The following is a 17,424-nucleotide window of genomic DNA, read 5'->3' on the forward strand; positions in this document are numbered from 1 at the left end:
CCCGAACTGAGCGTCGAAACCGGCGTCAAATCCGTCCAATCCCCAAAAATCCCGTTGCGTCCCCGAAGCGCTATGGTAGATGGAGGTTAATACAGGGGCATTTTCATCGTTCGCTGAAAACGCGGTCGAAACGTAGCGATGGCTGCTTTTCGAAGCGGTGAAGCGTGCGCGCCAGTTCGAAGGGTTTTGGCGTGTCGGTACGGGGTCGCTATCAAGGAGACGGTATCGGCCTTGTCGACGACAAGGGCCGGGTAGCCATCCCCTCGGCACTCCGCACGATGCTCTCGGCAAATGCGCCCAAGGCGAACGGCAAGGACGGCGGGACCATCATCATCGGCGCGCATCAGAAGAATCGCTGCCTGGTCGCGTATGATCCCGGTTACGTCGACATCCTCGCCGAGCGCCTCGATCGCCGCGAATCCGAGAACACGTCCGAGAACGGCGAGTACGACTACAACATCAAGCGCGCCGCAGCATCCGGCGAAGCGGTGCCGTTCGACGGCTCCGGTCGCTTCATCATGCCCGCGTTCCCGCGCTTCTATGCGGGCATCAAGGGCCACGCGTTCTTCTACGGCGTGCTCGATTACATCGAGATCTGGGATCCCGCGACGCTGATCGCCACCGACGGCATGCCCCCCGTCGTCAAGGAGATGGCGCGCTTCTACATGGCCGAGAAGGGGGTTCAGTTATGAGCTCGCCCGACGCTCCGCATATCCCTGTCCTGCTAGACGAAGTCCTCGCTGCGCTTTCCCCTGAGCCCGGCGAGACGATGGTCGACGGCACGTTCGGCGCGGGCGGCTACACGCTGGCGTTGCTCAAGTCGGGCGCGCGGATCGTGGCGTTCGACCGCGATCCAGACGCAATCGCCAATGGTCGCGCGATGGAAGAGGCCGAAGAAGGTCTGACACTGATCGCCGCGGATTTCTCGGCGATGGCGTCCGAACTCGAATCGCGTGGCCTCGCGCCGGTCGACGGCGTGACGCTCGATATCGGCGTGTCGTCGATGCAGCTCGACCAGGCCGAGCGTGGCTTTTCGTTCCAGTCGGATGGCCCGCTCGACATGCGGATGGCGCAGGCCGGGATGTCGGCGGCGGACTTCGTCAACGAGGCCGACGAGAACGAGATCGCCGACGTGCTGTATCAATATGGCGACGAGCCCAAGTCGCGGCGCGTGGCCCGCGCGATCGTCGCGGCGCGCCCGCTGACGCGGACCGGCGAGCTGGCGCACATCGTCCGCCGCGCGCTCGGCTACAAGACGCACGACAAGAAGGACCCCGCGACGCGGGCGTTCCAGGCGATCCGCATCCATGTGAACCGTGAGCTTGGCGAACTCGCCGACGGGTTGCTTGCGGCCGAGCGCGTGCTGAAGCCCGGCGGCCGGCTCGCGATCGTGACGTTCCACAGCCTCGAGGACCGGATGGTGAAGCGCTTCCTGCGCACGCGTTCCGGGGGCTCTCCTTCAGGTTCGCGTCATCTTCCGCAGGTGAAAGCCGTTGCGGAACCTAGTTTTTCTCATGTCGGCCGCGGTGTTCGCGCCGGCGAGGCCGAGATCGCACGCAACCCGCGCGCGCGCTCGGCAACATTACGGACGGCGCGGCGGACCTCCGCGCAACCCTGGACGGAAGAGGTGACGACATGACGGCGGCGTATCGGATGAAGGGTGTGGGCTGGTTCGGGGGCTGCGTGGCCGTCGTGCTCGGTTTCTACCTCGTGTCGCTGCAGGTCGCCGCCGAGCGCAAGAAGCTGGAGGCGGTCAATGGTCAGATCCGCTCGGCGCAGCGCGACATCCGTGCGCTCGAAACGGAGTTCGACACGCGGGGCAATCTGGCCCAGCTCGAGCGCTGGAATGGCGACACGCTGGCGCTGTCGGCACCGACCGCGGGCCAGTTCGTCGTGAGCGAGGCCGCGCTCGCGGCGCTCGACGTCAACAGCCTGCGCGCGGACGGGGTCCAGACCGCCGCGCTGCTCGTGCCGTCGGGTGCTGGCTCGGCCGTCACGGTGCCGATCGTCCCGGTCACCGCCGCGCCCGCAGTCGTGAAGCTTGCCCCCGTGCAGATGGCGCAGGTCAGCGCACCGCGCGCGATGAACGTCGCGATCCAGGCTGCGTCGAAGACCGCGCTCAAGCCGGTCGTGATCCGCGCGTCGGTGTCGACGCCCCGCTCGGCCGAGGCCGCACTCGTCCGCGCTGCCAAGACCGAACGCCTCGCCGCCGTCGCGAAGGTCCGGCCGCAGGCAGTGGCGATGCTCGACCGCAAGCTCCTGTCCGACACGACGCTGGGTGACATCATGAGCGGCGCCCGCTCCGAGAGCCGTAAGCGGCGGTGACCGCCTTGGTCGCCCGGCCCGTCTCGCAGCAACGTAGCGCCAACCAGCGTCATGCACTGGTGGCGACGGCGCACACGCGCCTGATGATGCTGATGTTCCTGTTCGGAGCAGCGGTGCTGGTGGTGGTCGGTCGGCTCGGAATGCTGGCGGTACAGGCGTCGCTCGCCGATCCGCAGGCGCGCTCGGCGGCGATCGCGGCGCGCGGCGACATCGTCGATCGCAACGGCGCGCCACTCGCGCGGACGATCGATGCGTGGACGATCGCGGTGCACCCGAAGAAGCTGATCGGCGATCCGACCGAGATCGCCAGCAAGCTCGCCGCGTTGATGCCCGAGGCGGGTGACCAGGCGCATTATTATGCGCTTCTGACGTCGGGCAAGAGCTTCATCTATCTCCAGCGGCGCGCGTCGCCGGCTTTGGTCGAGCAGGTCAATGCGATCGGCGAGCCGGCGATCGTGTTCGACCGCGATACGCAGCGGCTCTACCCGCAATCGACGATGGCGGCGCATGCGCTCGGATTCCTGTCTACCGCGGGCCACGGCATGAGCGGGATGGAGCGCGTACTCGACGAGCGGCTGACCAATCCCGCGCTGAACGGCACGCCCGTCGCGCTGTCGCTCGACAACCGCGTCCAGGCGGCGATGGAGAGCGAACTCGGCCGCGCGATGACGACGTTTTCTGCGCGAGGGGCTGGCGGTATCGTCCTCGATGTGGCGACCGGCGAAGTGATCGCGATGGTCTCGCTGCCGACCTTCAATCCCAACCGCGTAGGCATGTCGGGCAGCGAACAGCTCCGCAACATCACGACTCAGAGCGTGTTCGAGCTTGGCTCGACGTTCAAGCCGATCACGATGGCGACCGCGATGGACACGGGTGTCGTCACATCGTTCGCGCGGCGCTTCGATGCGACTCATCCGCTCCAGGTCGGCCGCTTCACGATCCATGACGAGCGCGGTGATCCGAAACGCTGGCTCAATATGGCCGAGACGCTGATCTATTCGTCGAACATCGCGACTGCACGTGTGGCCGACGAGGTCGGGCCCGCGAAGATGCAGGCGATGTTCAAGAAATTGGGCTTCGATACCAAGCCCGATATCGAACTGCGCGAAAAGGGCCGTCCGCTGTGGCCGAAATACTGGGCGCGGACGACGACGATGACCACCGCCTATGGCCACGGCATCGCGGTGACCCCGCTGCATCTGGCGAGCGCGTATGCGGCGCTGGTCAATGGCGGGATCTGGCGGCCGGCGACGTTGCTGAAGGTGGCGCCGGGGCACGCGGTTGCCGGTCGTCGCGTCATCAGCGAGCAGACCAGCGCGCGGATGCGGCAGATGCTGCGGCTGATCGTGCAGCGCGGCACGGGGCGCAAGGGCGATGCACCGGGCTACCGCGTCGGTGGCAAGACCGGGACGGCCGAGGCGGCGGTGTCCGGCGGCTACGATCATTCGCGCAACGTAGCGACGTTTGCCGCGGCGTTCCCGATGGACGCGCCGCGTTATGTCGTGCTGGCGATGCTTGATTCGCCGCTCGGGACCAAGGAAACCGCCGGGTGGAAGACGGCGGCGTGGAACACCGCGCCGGTGGTCGGCCGGACGATCTCGCGCGTCGGTGCGATCCTGGGCGTGGTGCCGGACGCGCACCGCGACATCGACGTGTCTGACATCCTGCCGACTTTGTGGCAGGACCCGTCGCGTACACAGCCGACCGGGCAATGAGGACTATTGCATGAAACTCGCAGCGCTGACCGACGGGACGGAAGAGGCGCAGGTGACGGGGTTCGCGATCGATCACCGCAAGGTCGCGCCGGGCACGGTGTTCGGCGCGTTCGAAGGCGCGCGCGTCAACGGCGAGGATTTTATTGAGGACGCGGTTCGCTCGGGCGCGATCGCAGTGGTCGCGCGGCCGGGGCTGACGGTCGAGGGCGCCACGTACATTGCCGATGACAATCCCCGGGAGCGGTTCGCGCAACTGGCCGCGAAGTTCTTCGCGCCGTTTCCCGAGACGTCGGTCGCGATTACGGGGACGAATGGGAAGACGTCGTGTGTCGAGATGACCCGCCAGTTGTGGCGGATGGCGGGGTTTCATGCGGCCTCGATCGGGACGCTGGGGGTTACGACGGCGGACGAGCGGGTTACGACCGGGCTGACCACGCCGGACGTGGTGACGTTCCTGTCGAATGTGGCGGGGCTCGCGCGCGAGGGTGTGACACACCTCGCGTTCGAGGCATCGAGCCACGGGCTGACGCAGTATCGGACCGAGGGGCTGAAGGTGGCTGCCGCGGCGTTCACGAACCTCAGTCGCGACCATCTCGATTACCACGGCGATATGGCCGCGTATTTCACCGCCAAGATCCGGTTGTTCTCGGAAGTGCTTTCGCCGGACGGGGCGGCGGTGGTGTGGGCTGACGATCCGCAGTCGGCGCGGGTGATCGACCTGGCGCGCGAGCGCGGCAACCGGCTGGTCACGGTCGGCACGCAGGGCGAGACGCTGCGGCTGGTGGGGCGTGATCCGACGTTGCTCGGGCAGGGGCTGACGATCGAGGCTGACGGCCAGACGTACAAGGTCACCTTGCCGCTGATCGGCGCCTACCAGGCTGCGAACGCGCTGGTGTCGGCGGGATTGGTAATCGCGACCGGTGGCGATGTGGCGGCAACGATCGCCAACCTAGCGCGGTTACAACCGGTCCGCGGGCGGCTCGAACGGGCGGTGATCGCGAAGTCTGGCGCGCCAGTGTACGTCGACTACGCCCACACCCCCGACGCCCTCGAAGCAGCAATCGCCGCGCTCAAGCCGCATGCTGGCGGCAAGCTGATCGTGGTGTTTGGCGCCGGCGGTGATCGCGACACCGGCAAGCGTGAGACGATGGGGCAAGTCGCGGTGCAGCATGCTGACCGTGTGATCGTGACGGACGACAACCCGCGGACCGAGGACGCTCGCGCGATCCGTTGCGACGTCCTGAAGGGCGCGCGCGGGGCTGAGGAAATCGGCGATCGGCGTGCGGCGATCGGCGCGGCGGTGCGCGAGGCGGGGCCCGAGGATATCGTGCTGATCGCGGGCAAGGGGCATGAGCAGGGGCAGACCGTCGGGGACATGGTCCTACCGTTCGATGATGTGACCGTCGCGCGGGAGTGCGCGGCGTGAGGGTGGCGACATCGTTATTCCCCTCCCGCTTGCGGGAGGGGCTAGGGGAGGGCGCGACGTACGTACTGGCGTTCGCTCTGTTTGATCAGCCCCTCCCCCGACCCCTCCCGCAGGCGGGAGGGGGGCAGTGAGTCTCTGGACTTCCACCGAGATCGCGACCGCTACGGGTGGCGTGGCGTCAGGCGACTTCTCCGTCACCGGGGTCGCGTTCGACTCGCGTGAAGTCGGCCCCGGTGACTTGTTCGTGGCGATGAAGGGCGAGGCCAGTGACGGCCACCTCTTCCTCGATCAGGCTTTCGCTCAAGGCGCGGCGGGGGCTATTGTGTCCGAGCCTTGCGATCATCCGCACGTCCTCGTCGCGGACAGTTTTGTCGCGTTGCAGGCGCTTGGGCGGGCGAGCCGGGCTCGGAGCGGAGCGAAGATCATCGGCGTCACCGGTTCGGTTGGGAAGACCAGCGCCAAGGAAGCGCTGTTCGCCTGCCTCGACCGCGCGGCGCCGGGCGACGTGCACCGCTCGGTCAAGAGCTACAACAACCACACCGGCGTCCCGCTGAGCCTCGCCCGGATGCCGCGGGACGCGAAGTTCGGCGTGTTCGAGATGGGGATGAACCACGCCGGTGAGCTTGCCGAGCTGACCCAGCTCGTCCGCCCGCACATCGCGATGATCACTGCGATCGCGCCTGCGCATACCGCGTTCTTTCCCGACGAGAGCGCGATCGCCGATGCCAAGGGGGAGATCTTTGCCGGGCTCGAACCGGACGGGACGGCGATCGTGCCCTATGACAGCCCGCACCGCGACCGGCTGCTCGGCCATGCCGCGCCGCATGCCGCGCACATCGTCACGTTCGGCAGCGAGAAGGGCGCCGATGTCCGCGCGATCGAGGCGATGCGGCTGCCGACCGGTGGGACGTTCGTCACCGCGCGGATGGGGCAGGGGGCCGAGCATGAGCTGAGCTTCACGATCGCGCAGCCGGGCGCGCATTGGGTGTCGAATGCGCTCGGCGTGCTGGCGTGCGTGCAGGCGGCCGGAGGCGATCTCGGACTCGCCGGGCTGGCACTGGCCGAACTCGGTGGCCTGCAAGGTCGCGGCGCAAGGTCGCTGGTGCCCGTTGGCGAAGGCCAGACGCTGGTGATCGACGAAAGCTACAACGCCAACCCAGCCTCGATGCGCGCGACGCTCAGCGTCCTCGGGCATGAACCCGGCCGCCACATCGCGGTACTTGGCGAAATGCGCGAACTGGGCGAGGGCTCCGACGACTATCACGCAGCCCTCGCCGAGCCGATCCTCGCCGCGCGCGTCGAAATGGCGCTGCTCGTCGGTGAAGCGATGGCGCCGTTAGCGCAGGTGCTTGAGGGACAGATCGAAACCGTCCATGTGGGCGACGCTGCGGCCGCGCTCGCGTCGTTACGGACGATCCTGGCGCCCGGCGATGTCGTGCTCGTCAAGGGATCGAACGGGGTAGGCCTCGCGCGCGTCGTAGCGGGTCTCCAGACTGGCCTCAAAGGCGGGATTAACTGAATGTTGTACTGGCTCGCCGAGCATCTGGGGTTTCCCGGCCTGCTGAACCTCATCCGCTATCAGACGGTGCGGACCGGGGGTGCGGTCGCGACTGCGCTGATCATCGGCCTGATCATCGGGCCGAAGTTCATCGGCTGGTTGCGCGTGCGGCAGGGCAAGGGCCAGCCGATCCGCGCCGACGGTCCGCAGTCGCATCTGTCGAAGCGCGGCACGCCGACGATGGGCGGGCTGATGATCCTGACCTCGATGTGCCTGGCCATCTTCCTGTGGATGGACCTGAGCAATCCGTATGTCTGGGCGTGCCTGTTCGTGACGCTCGGCTTCGGGACGATCGGGTTCCTCGACGACTATGACAAGGTGCGCAAGGCGAGCACCGCGGGGATCAGCGGGCGCACGCGGTTGCTGCTCGAGTTCATCATCGCGGGTGTCGCCGCGACGATCATCATGTCGCAGAACGGACCGCATCTGTACCTGCCGTTCACGTCGCGTATGTACCTCGATCTCGGCTGGTTCTTCCCGGTGTTCGCAGCGTTCACGATCGTGTCGTTCGGCAATGCGGTGAACCTCACCGATGGGCTCGACGGGCTGGCGACGATGCCGGTGATCATCGCCAGCGTCGCGTTCATGGTGATCGTGTACCTCGTCGGAAACGTGAAGTTCGCCGATTATCTCGGTATTCCGCATGTCCCTCGCGCGGGTGAACTTGCGATCTTCTGCGGGGCTATCGTTGGGGCAGGGCTCGCGTTCCTGTGGTTCAATGCGCCGCCGGCTGCGGTGTTCATGGGCGATACCGGTTCGCTGGCCTTGGGCGGTGCGCTCGGGACGATCGCGGTCGTTGCACATCACGAGATCGTGCTGGGGATCATCGGCGGGCTGTTCGTGATCGAGGCGCTGTCGGTGATCATCCAGGTGTTCTTCTACAAGCGCACCGGCAAGCGCGTGTTCCGGATGGCGCCGATCCACCATCATTTCGAACAGCTCGGCTGGGCCGAGGCGACGGTGGTCATCCGTTTCTGGATCATCGCGCTGGTGCTGGCGCTGGTCGGCCTTTCGACGTTGAAGCTGCGGTGATTGTTGCTGAGGCCTGGCGCGGGAAACGCTATGCGGTGCTGGGGCTCGCGCGGTCTGGGGGTGCGACTGCGCGGGCGTTGGTGGCTGGCGGTGCGAGCGTTGTCGCGTGGGATTCCGACGAGGCGAAGCGTGCTGTCTTTGCTCCCTCGCCCCCTCGGGGAGAGGGTCGGGGTGAGGGGCAACCCAGCAGTGCTTCGCCTGGAACAGCCCCTCACCCAACCCTCTCCCCGGAGGGGAGAGGGCTTTTAGAAGTCGCACCGCTCGATGATCTTTCGGGGTTCGACGCACTAGTAGTATCGCCGGGCGTACCGCTGAACACGCACCCGCTCGCCGCCGCGGCCCGCGCTGCCAACGTCCCCGTGATCGGCGACATCGAACTCTTCGCCCAAGCCCGCGCAGACCTCCCCCCGCACAAGGTCGTCGGCATCACCGGCACCAACGGCAAGTCCACCACCACCGCGCTCGTCCACCACATCCTCAAGACCGCGGGGATCCCCACGCTGATGGGCGGCAACATCGGGTTGCCAATCCTCGAGCAGGAAGCGCTCCCCGAGGGCGGCGTCTACGTGCTCGAACTGTCGAGTTACCAGATCGACCTGACGCGGACGCTCGATTGCGACGTCGCGGTGTTGCTCAACATCACGCCGGATCATCTAGACCGCTACGACGGCTTCGACGGCTATGCCGCGTCCAAGGCGAGGCTGTTCGCGATGCAGTCGGCCGAGCATGACGCGGTCATCGGCATCGGCGATACGCCGTCCGCGCAGATCGCGGGCGGGCTGTCGGCGAAGGGCGAGCACCTGACCAAGATCGCTCCCGGCGTGTGCATGGATCAAAGCAACTGGCCGACGCTCCAGGGCCCGCACAACGCCCAGAACGCACTCGCCGCGATCGCCGTGGTCAAGGCGCTGGGCGTGAGCGAGGTCGATATCGACCGCGGCCTCACGAGTTTCACGGGCCTTCCGCACCGGATGGAGCAGATCGCCGCGTATGGCGGCGTTGCCTATGTCGACGACAGCAAGGCGACCAATCCCGAGAGCACCGCGCCGGCTTTGGCTGCGTTCGACCGGGTTCACTGGATCGTCGGTGGGCGCGCGAAGGGCGACGATCTCGACGCCTGCAAGTCCGCCTTCGGCCACGTCGTCCACGCCTACACGATCGGCGAGGCTGGCCCGAAATTCGCCGAAATACTGAAGGACTCCATGCCCGTCGATAACGTCGGCACGCTCGACGTAGCCGTCCGGACTGCCGCCGCAAACGCCAAGCCGGGCGACACTGTTTTGTTATCCCCCGCCTGTGCTAGCTTCGACCAGTTTCGCGATTACGAAGCGCGCGGGGCCGCTTTCCGCGCCGCGGTGGAGTCGCTGGCATGACCGATATCCGCGCTGGAAGGATCGACGTTAGGGGCGATATGGGCACACCGAAGACCAGCATCGTCGCCAAGATGAAGCGGCGCGGCGGACGGGGCGATCAGTCGCCGCTCGGCACGTGGTTCTGGGACATCGACCGGATGCTGCTGTTGCTGACACTGTTCCTGATCGCGATCGGGCTGATTGCGGTGGCGGCGGCGTCGCCGGCAAGCGCGGTTCGCTATTCGGGCGAGCACCACAAGATCGCGCCGCTCTACTATTTCTGGCGGCAGTTGATGTGGGTCGGTGTGTCGCTTCCCGTGCTGTTCGGCGTGTCGATGATGCCCGTGTCGATGGCGCGGCGGATGGCGATCGGCGGGTGTGCGCTGTTCGTGCTGATGCTGATGGTGACGCCGTTCATCGGGGTCGAGGCCAATGGCGCACGGCGCTGGCTCGGCGTCGGGTTCGCGCAGTTCCAGCCTTCCGAGTTCCTGAAACCGCTGTTCATCGTCACGGTCGCGTGGCTGTTGTCGTTGCGCGCGAAGGATGCCGAGCTGCCGACCGTGCTGATCACCGGCGCGATGACTGCGGGCGTCGCGGTGCTGCTGATGCTGCAGCCCGATTTTGGCCAGACGATCATCTTCTGCTCGGTCTGGATGGCGTTGCTGATGATCGCGGGGACGCCGGCCAAGGTGATGCTCGGCCTCGTCGCGATGGCGCCGGCGGGACTGATCGCCGCCTATGTCTTCTACGGCGTGGCGCGGTCGCGGATCGATGCGTTCCTGTTTCCGGGGGTCGAGGGCGAGGGCGCGGGCGACCATTTCCAGACGAATGCGGCGCATAATACGCTGACCGCGGGCGGCTGGACCGGGACGGGGCCGGGCGCGGGCGCGGCGAAGTTCGGGCTGCCCGAGGCACATACCGACTATATCTTCTCGGTGATTGGCGAGGAATTCGGGCTGATCGCGTGTTCGGTGATCGCGGTGATCTTCCTGGCGATCGTGGTGCGCGTGTTCGTCAAGCTGCTGGACGAGCAGGATGAATTCAAATTGCTCGCGTCCGCCGGCCTCGCGACGCAGTTCGGCGCGCAGGCGCTGGTGAGCATGGCGGTGAACACCGGCCTCGCGCCGTCGAAGGGTATGACGCTGCCGTTCATCAGCTATGGCGGGTCGTCGATGATCGCGTTGTCGGTCGGCATGGGGTTGCTGCTGGCGTTTACCCGGCGCAATCCGTTTCTCACGCGGAGCCCCTATGTCGTCCGCTGGAGTGGTGAATGAGTAAGCATTACGTCCTCGCAGCCGGTGGCACGGGTGGACACATGGTCCCGGCAGCGGCGCTCGCCGCCGAACTGACCAAGCGCGGCCACCGTGTCGCGCTCGTCAGCGATGCGCGCGGCGTGCGGTTTCCGGGGCTGTTCGAGGATATCCAGACGCATGTCCTGCCAGCGGGACGCTTTACCGGCGGGCCGCTTGGCTGGGCTCGGGCCACGCGCGAGATGTGGCGCGGGCGGGCAATGGCGCGCGAGCTGTACCGGACCTTCAAGCCCGCCGCGGTGATCGGCTTTGGCGGCTACCCTGCGTTGCCAGCGTTGCTCGCGGCGTTCGCGGACAAGATCCCGACTGCGGTGCATGAGCAGAACGCGGTGCTGGGGCGCGTGAACCGCTTCGTCGCGGGGCGCGTGGACGCGATCGCGACCTCGTCCGAGCCGACCGAGCGCCTCGCGCCGAAGCTGCTGGGGAAGGCGCATCTGGTCGGCAATCCTGTGCGCGAGGCGGTGCTGGCGCTGCGCTCGCGGCCGTATCCGCTGTTGGAGGAGGACGGGATCTTCCGCGTGCTCGTGACCGGCGGCAGCCAGGGGGCGAGCATCCTGTCGCAGGTCGTGCCCGACGGTCTGGCGATGCTACCGGTGACCTTCCGGCGGCGGTTGCAGGTGACTCATCAGGCGCGGATCGAGGATATCGACGCGGTGCGCGCCAAGTATGCCGAGCATCATATTCCGGCGGAACTGGCGACGTATCTGCCCGATATGCCCGAGCAGCTGGCGTGGGCGCATCTGGTAATCGCACGCGCGGGGGCTTCGACGATTTCGGAACTGACCGCGGCGGGGCGGCCGGCGATCCTGGTGCCTCTGCCGGGTGCGACCGACGATCACCAGACCGTGAACGCGCGCGAGATCACGCAAGCGGGCGGCGCGCGGACGATCGCGCAGGGAGATTTTACCGCAGTGGAACTGGCCAAGCAGATGCAGAAACTCGGGCTCGATCCGGCGGCGTTGCAGAACGCGGCGGGCCGCGCGCGGAGTTGCGGGCGGCCGAACGCGGCGAGCGATCTGGCCGATCTGGTCGAGAGCCTTGACGCGCCATTGTCGCGGATTCCGGTCGGCGCGCCCTCCAAGCCCAAGGCGCAGTTCGCATGAAGGGCGTCGCAACGGATATCGGCACGATCCATTTCGTCGGCATCGGCGGGATCGGCATGTCGGGCATCGCCGAGGTAATGAAGAACCTCGGCTACCGCGTGCAGGGGTCGGACGTGGCCGAGGGCTATGTCGTGCAGGGGTTGCGCGACAAGGGCATTCCGGTGGCGATCGGCCATGCCGCGTCGAACATCGGCGATGCGGCCGTGGTGGTCGTGTCGACCGCGATCGTGCGCTCGAACCCGGAGGTCGAGGCGGCGTTGAATGCCCGCGTGCCGGTGGTGCGGCGTGCGGAAATGCTCGCCGAGCTGATGCGGTTGAAGTCGACCGTCGCGGTCGCGGGCACGCATGGGAAGACCACGACGACGTCGATGGTGGCGGCACTGCTCGATGCTGGCGGGGTCGATCCGACGGTCATCAATGGCGGGATCATCAACTCGTACGGCTCGAACGCACGGCTGGGCGCGAGCGACTGGATGGTGGTCGAGGCGGATGAGAGCGACGGCAGCTTCCTGCGGCTCGACGGCACGATCGCGGTCGTCACCAACATCGATCCCGAGCATCTCGATCATTACGGCTCGTTCGACGCGGTGAAGGATGCGTTCGTCGAGTTCGTCGAGAACGTGCCGTTCTATGGCGCGGCGCTGCTGTGCCTTGATCATCCGGAGGTGCAGGGGATCCTGCCGCGGGTGCGCGATCGTCGCGTGGTGACGTACGGTTTCTCCGCGCAGGCGGATGTGCGCGGGGTGGAGGTTACGCCGATCCCGGGCGGCAACCGCTTCGATTGCGTGGTGCGCGAGCGTGACGGCGCGACGCGGACGATTACGGGAATCGAGATGCCGATGCCGGGGCGGCACAACGTGCAGAATGCGCTGGCGGCGATCGGGGTGGCGCTGGAACTTGGGATCGCGGATGCGACGATCCAGCAGGGGTTTGCCAAGTTCGGCGGCGTGAAGCGGCGGTTCACCAAGGTCGGCGAAGTGGCGGGTGTGACGATCATCGATGACTACGGACATCACCCGGTCGAGATCCGCGCTGTGCTGGCGGCGGCTCGCGAGGGCGTGAAGGGGCGCGTGATCGCGGTGGTGCAGCCGCATCGCTATTCGCGGCTCGGCAATCTGATGGAAGATTTCCAGACTGCGTTCAACGATGCGGATCGGGTGCTGGTGACGCCGGTCTACGCGGCGGGTGAGGCGCCTGTGGAGGGTGTCGACGCGGCGGCTTTGGTCGAGGGGTTGAAGCGGCGCGGGCACCGGTTTGCTGGTGTGGTCGCTGATGCGGATGCGCTGGCGGTGGAACTGGCTGCGACGATCGAGGCTGATGACATGGTTGTTTGTCTGGGGGCTGGCGACATCACGAAATGGGCGGCTGGGTTGGCGGAGGCGATTGCTGCCGAGCGCGCTAAGGTGCTGGCGTGAACGCTCGCGCTTCTGCTCCCCTCCCGCTTGCGGGAGGGGTCGGGGGAGGGGCTTCGGCCTCCTCCGACGGCCCGGGCGCGGCTATGTCACTCCCTCCCCTAACCCCTCCCGCAAGCGGGAGGGGAATCAAGGTCGAGGCTGGGGCTTCGCTGGCTGCTTTCATATGGTTTCGGACTGGTGGGCCGGCTGAAACGCTCGTGCGACCCGATACGGCGAACGATCTGGCGGCATATTTGCGTGATCTCGATCCTTCGACACCCGTCCTACCCGTTGGTGTAGGCTCGAACCTGATCGTGCGCGATGGTGGCGTGCCGGGGGTCGTTGTGCGATTGCCTAAGGCGATGGCCAAGGTTTCGGTGCAGGACGGCCGCGTTCGTGCGGGGGCGGGGGCGATGGGGATTACGGTTGCCAGTGCCGCGCGAGATGCTGGTATTGCCGGGCTTGAGTTTCTGCGTGGGATTCCGGGTACTGTCGGCGGAGCGGTTCGGATGAACGCGGGGGCTTATGGTCGCGATGTCAGCGATATTCTCGTCGAGGCTACCGTGGTTACGCGAGAGGGTTCGGTCGAAGTCTGGTCCGCCGAGAAACTCGGGTTCACCTATCGTCATTCGGACCTGCCCGCGGGCGCGGTCGTGGTCGAAGCCGTCTTCTCCGGTACGCCCGGCGAGCCGGCTGTGATCGGTGCGGAGATGGACCGGATTGCCGCCGAGCGCGAGGCTTCGCAGCCTCTCCGTTCGCGCACCGGGGGCTCGACGTTCAAGAATCCTGAGGGGCACAAGGCCTGGGCGCTGATCGACGCGGCCGGGTGTCGGGGGCTGACTCGCGGCGATGCGCAGGTCAGCGAGAAGCATTGTAATTTCCTGCTGAACCTCGGGTCCGCGTCGAGCGCGGAGATCGAGGCGCTGGGTGAAGAGGTACGTGATAGAGTGAAGGCGCATTCGGGGGTGACGTTGGAATGGGAAATCCAGCGGGTTGGGGTCGCGAAGTGAGCACGCCACTTCACATCGCGGTGCTCATGGGCGGCTGGTCGGCGGAGCGTGAGGTCTCGCTTATGTCGGGTAATGGCTGTGCCGATGCGCTGGAGTCGCTGGGGCACCGGGTTACGCGGATCGATATGGGGCGGGATGTTGCGGCCAAGCTCGCCGAGGCAAAGCCCGATCTCGTGTTCAACGCACTCCACGGCACTCCCGGCGAGGACGGTTCGGTGCAGGGGCTGCTCGACCTGATGGGTCTGCGCTACACGCACTCCGGTCTCGCGACGTCGGTGATCGCGATCGACAAGGTGCTGACCAAGCTGCTGCTCGTCCCCGCGGGCGTGCCGATGCCGGGGGGGCGGATCGTCAAGTCGGCGGACCTGTTCGAGAGCGATCCGATGGCGCGGCCCTATGTGCTGAAGCCGGTCAACGAGGGTTCCTCGGTCGGCGTGGCGATCGTCACCGACAGCGGCAATTACGGCAATCCGATTTCGCGCGACAGCGTCGGGCCTTGGGGCGAGTTCGATGAACTGCTGGCTGAGCCGTATATCCGGGGGCGTGAACTGACGACCGCGGTGCTCGGCGGCAAGGCTCTTGGGGTGACCGAGTTGAAGCCCAAGAGCGGCTGGTATGATTACGACGCGAAATACACCGACGGGATGACCGTTCACGTCTGCCCGGCGGAGATTCCCGACGATATCACCGATGCTTGCAAGAGCCTCGCGCTCGAAGCGCATCGGTTGCTCGGCTGCAAGGGTGCGTCGCGGTCCGATTTCCGCTGGGATGACGAGCGCGGCGTCGACGGGCTGTTCCTGCTCGAGGTGAACACGCAGCCGGGGATGACTCCGCTGAGCCTCGTGCCCGAGCAGGCACGGCATATCGGCATGACCTATGCCGAGCTGGTCCAGGCGATCGTCGACGAGGCGCTTCAGGACAATCCTTCCCCATGAGCCGCACGATCAAGCGCGGTCCGCCGCCCAAGCGGCCCGCCCCGCGACGGAAAGTCGCGGTCAAGAAAGTGTCGGTGATGGACCGGCTGGTCGGGATGCTCCCGGTCAGCGAGGACACGCTGCGCAAGATCGCGACGTGGTCGATCCTCGGCGCGGGGGGTGCGGTCGCGATCGCGGCGGCGACGTGGGTCGGCATTCCCGGCATGATCGGCGCGGCGGTGGCCGAGGGTGCCGGGCGCGCGGGGTTCAAGGTCGAGCAGATCGAGGTGACGGGCCTAAAGCGGATGGACCGGATGTCGGTCTATGCGGTCGCGCTGGAGGACAAGCAGAACCAGACGTCGATGCTGTCGGTCGACCTGGAGGCGGTGCGGCAGAAGCTGCTGCGCTATGGCTGGATCGCGGACGCGCATGTCTCGCGGCGGCTGCCCAACACGATGCTCGTCGATATCGTCGAGCGCACGCCGGCTGCGGTGTGGCAGGACAATGGGCAGTTGACGCTGATCGACTCGTCGGGCGTGCTGCTGGAGCCGGTCCAGCCGGATGCGATCCCGAACCTGCCGCTGGTGATCGGGCCGGGCGCGGATCGGCAGGAGGCGTCGTACCAGACGCTGCTCGCCGCCGCGCCTGCGCTCAAGCCGCGCGTGAAGGCGGCGACCTGGGTCGGCAATCGGCGCTGGGACCTGACGTTCGAGAGCGGCGAGACGTTGGCGCTGCCGGAAGACGGTGCGCCGCGCGCGCTGGTGAAGTTCGCGGAGCTGGATGGGGCGCGGCCGTTGCTGGGGCGCGGCTGGATCCGGTTCGACATGCGCGATCCGACCAAGCTGGTCGCGCGCAAACCGGGCGCGAGCCTGGCGCACAGTGTTGACGTGCCGGCACCTGCCAGCGCGGGGGCGAGCGTGCCGGCAACGGGCGAAACTACGAATACTCCGTCGCAAACGGCGGGCGCGAACGTAACGGGCGGGGAGGGATGACATGGCGAAGGTGGCACCGGAAGGGCTGATCACGGCGCTCGATATCGGGTCGTCGAAGGTTTCGGCGATGATCGCGCAGAAGGGGGACGGCGGCGAGCTGATCGTGCTCGGCACCGGCCAGCGCGAGAGCCGCGGCGTCAAGCGCGGCTATATCGCCGACATGGCGACGACCGAGGCAGCGGTGCGCGAGGCGGTCGAGCAGGCCGAGCGCATCGCCGGGATCAACATCGAGAACGTCTGGGTCGGGTTCTCGGCCGGCGGGCTCGTGTCCGACGTCGCCGAGGTCGAGTTCGAGCTTGGCGGCCACCGCGTCGAACAGCAGGATATCGACGCGTTGCTTGCCGCCGGGCGCAACTCGATCGATCCGCAGGGGCGCATGGTGCTGCACGCGCAGCCGGCGCTGTATACGCTCGATGGGCTGACGGGCGTGAAGACGCCGCTCGGTCTGCATGCCGATCGGCTCGGCGTTCACATCCATGTCGTCGCCGCGGACGGTTCGCCGGTGCGCAACCTCGATCTGTGCGTGCGGTCGGCGCATCTCGAAGTGAAGTCGATCATCGCCTCGCCGGTCGCGACGGGCCTGGCCTGCCTCAGCGACGAGGAGCGCGAGCTTGGCGTCGCGCTGGTCGAGATGGGGGCGGGGATCACCAACGTGTCGCTGTTCGCAGGGGGCATGCTGGTCGGGCTGACCTCGATCCCGATCGGTGCGCAGGACATTACGGATGATATCGCCAGCGCATTCGGCACGCGGCGGCAGAATGCCGAGCGGATGAAGTGCTTCCACGGATCGGCCAACGCTAGCCCGCGCGATAATCACGACATGATCCCGGTCATGCCGATCTCGGCCGAGGACGGCGCGGGCGAGGGTGCGCAGATTACCAAGGCGCAGCTGATTGGCGTGATCCGCCAGCGGCTCGAGCATCAGATGGGTGAAGTGCGCAACGCGCTCACCAAGCTGAAGTTCGAGGGGCCGGTCGGGCGTCAGGTCGTGCTGACCGGCGGTGGTGCCGAGCTGAAGGGCATCGCCGACTACGCGCAACAGGCGCTCGGGCGGTCGGTGCGGATCGGTCGACCGCGTGGTCTGACCGCGCTGCCGGAAGCGCATGGCGGACCGGCTTTCGCGACGCTAGCGGGGTTGGCCTTCTACGCGGCGACCAACCCGATCGACCTTCGCGGGCTCGCGCCGCAGCGGACGACGGTGCATCGGCCAAAGGGTATGGGCATGATGCGCAAGTTGATTCAGGCGGCACGCGCGAATTATTAAGAGTTTCGAGGGCGCTGGCGTTATTTCGG

General features: G+C 66.9%; 15 protein-coding genes. All 15 read left to right on the forward strand.

Annotated features, from left to right (window positions below; translation table 11 throughout):
• The first annotated feature begins 164 nt into the window (after positions 1 to 164).
• The 15 genes from C8J45_RS02265 (at position 165) to ftsA (ending at position 17,395) form a co-directional block, all read left to right on the forward strand.
• Complete coding sequence (locus tag C8J45_RS02265; RefSeq protein ID WP_243643328.1) at positions 165 to 692, forward strand: division/cell wall cluster transcriptional repressor MraZ; 528 nt, start codon at positions 165 to 167, stop codon at positions 690 to 692.
• Positions 689 to 1,639, forward strand: coding sequence for a 16S rRNA (cytosine(1402)-N(4))-methyltransferase RsmH (gene rsmH, locus C8J45_RS02270; protein ID WP_107961699.1), 951 nt, complete (start codon positions 689 to 691; stop codon positions 1,637 to 1,639). The genes C8J45_RS02265 and rsmH overlap by 4 nt, the downstream gene beginning before the upstream one ends.
• Complete coding sequence (locus C8J45_RS02275) at positions 1,636 to 2,325, forward strand: hypothetical protein (RefSeq protein WP_107961700.1); 690 nt, start codon at positions 1,636 to 1,638, stop codon at positions 2,323 to 2,325. Before rsmH ends, C8J45_RS02275 begins: the two co-directional genes overlap by 4 nt.
• Entirely contained in the window at positions 2,322 to 4,040 is a 1,719-nt protein-coding gene (locus tag C8J45_RS02280; protein WP_056486659.1) for a penicillin-binding protein 2, read from the forward strand. Before C8J45_RS02275 ends, C8J45_RS02280 begins: the two co-directional genes overlap by 4 nt.
• Before the next feature lie 10 nt (positions 4,041 to 4,050).
• The gene (locus C8J45_RS02285; protein WP_107961701.1) at positions 4,051 to 5,466 is read left to right on the forward strand and encodes a UDP-N-acetylmuramoyl-L-alanyl-D-glutamate--2,6-diaminopimelate ligase; all 1,416 of its coding nucleotides are present in this window, start codon (positions 4,051 to 4,053) and stop codon (positions 5,464 to 5,466) included.
• A gap of 127 nt (positions 5,467 to 5,593) precedes the next feature.
• Positions 5,594 to 6,985 carry a UDP-N-acetylmuramoyl-tripeptide--D-alanyl-D-alanine ligase gene (murF, locus tag C8J45_RS02290; RefSeq protein WP_107961702.1) on the forward strand — a complete coding sequence of 464 codons (1,392 nt, stop codon included), beginning with the start codon at positions 5,594 to 5,596 and terminating at the stop codon, positions 6,983 to 6,985.
• Positions 6,986 to 8,056 (forward strand): phospho-N-acetylmuramoyl-pentapeptide-transferase, encoded by a 1,071-nt coding sequence (gene mraY / locus C8J45_RS02295; protein WP_056051331.1) that lies wholly within the window; start codon positions 6,986 to 6,988, stop codon positions 8,054 to 8,056.
• Positions 8,053 to 9,429, forward strand: a complete 1,377-nt coding sequence (gene murD / locus C8J45_RS02300) for a UDP-N-acetylmuramoyl-L-alanine--D-glutamate ligase (protein WP_107961703.1) — start codon at positions 8,053 to 8,055, stop codon at positions 9,427 to 9,429. The genes mraY and murD overlap by 4 nt, the downstream gene beginning before the upstream one ends.
• A 71-nt stretch (positions 9,430 to 9,500) precedes the next feature.
• The gene (locus C8J45_RS02305) at positions 9,501 to 10,682 is read left to right on the forward strand and encodes an FtsW/RodA/SpoVE family cell cycle protein (RefSeq protein WP_060526809.1); all 1,182 of its coding nucleotides are present in this window, start codon (positions 9,501 to 9,503) and stop codon (positions 10,680 to 10,682) included.
• A complete protein-coding gene (gene murG / locus C8J45_RS02310; protein WP_107961704.1) occupies positions 10,679 to 11,821 on the forward strand; it encodes an undecaprenyldiphospho-muramoylpentapeptide beta-N-acetylglucosaminyltransferase in 1,143 nt (380 codons plus the stop codon). Before C8J45_RS02305 ends, murG begins: the two co-directional genes overlap by 4 nt.
• Positions 11,818 to 13,236, forward strand: coding sequence for a UDP-N-acetylmuramate--L-alanine ligase (murC, locus tag C8J45_RS02315; RefSeq protein ID WP_107961705.1), 1,419 nt, complete (start codon positions 11,818 to 11,820; stop codon positions 13,234 to 13,236). Before murG ends, murC begins: the two co-directional genes overlap by 4 nt.
• Before the next feature lie 83 nt (positions 13,237 to 13,319).
• Positions 13,320 to 14,225, forward strand: coding sequence for a UDP-N-acetylmuramate dehydrogenase (murB, locus tag C8J45_RS02320; RefSeq protein WP_107961706.1), 906 nt, complete (start codon positions 13,320 to 13,322; stop codon positions 14,223 to 14,225).
• Positions 14,222 to 15,160: a D-alanine--D-alanine ligase gene (locus C8J45_RS02325; protein ID WP_181321066.1), complete on the forward strand. Its 939-nt coding sequence runs from the start codon at positions 14,222 to 14,224 to the stop codon at positions 15,158 to 15,160. Before murB ends, C8J45_RS02325 begins: the two co-directional genes overlap by 4 nt.
• Positions 15,157 to 16,131 carry a cell division protein FtsQ/DivIB gene (locus tag C8J45_RS02330; protein WP_107961708.1) on the forward strand — a complete coding sequence of 325 codons (975 nt, stop codon included), beginning with the start codon at positions 15,157 to 15,159 and terminating at the stop codon, positions 16,129 to 16,131. Before C8J45_RS02325 ends, C8J45_RS02330 begins: the two co-directional genes overlap by 4 nt.
• Before the next feature lies 1 nt (position 16,132).
• On the forward strand, positions 16,133 to 17,395 hold the full coding sequence (gene ftsA / locus C8J45_RS02335) for a cell division protein FtsA (protein WP_056051322.1): 1,263 nt from the start codon (positions 16,133 to 16,135) through the stop codon (positions 17,393 to 17,395).
• Positions 17,396 to 17,424 lie beyond the last annotated feature (29 nt).

The sequence above is a fragment of the Sphingomonas sp. PP-CE-3G-477 genome (genome assembly GCF_003050745.1).
GTDB lineage: Bacteria > Pseudomonadota > Alphaproteobacteria > Sphingomonadales > Sphingomonadaceae > Sphingomonas.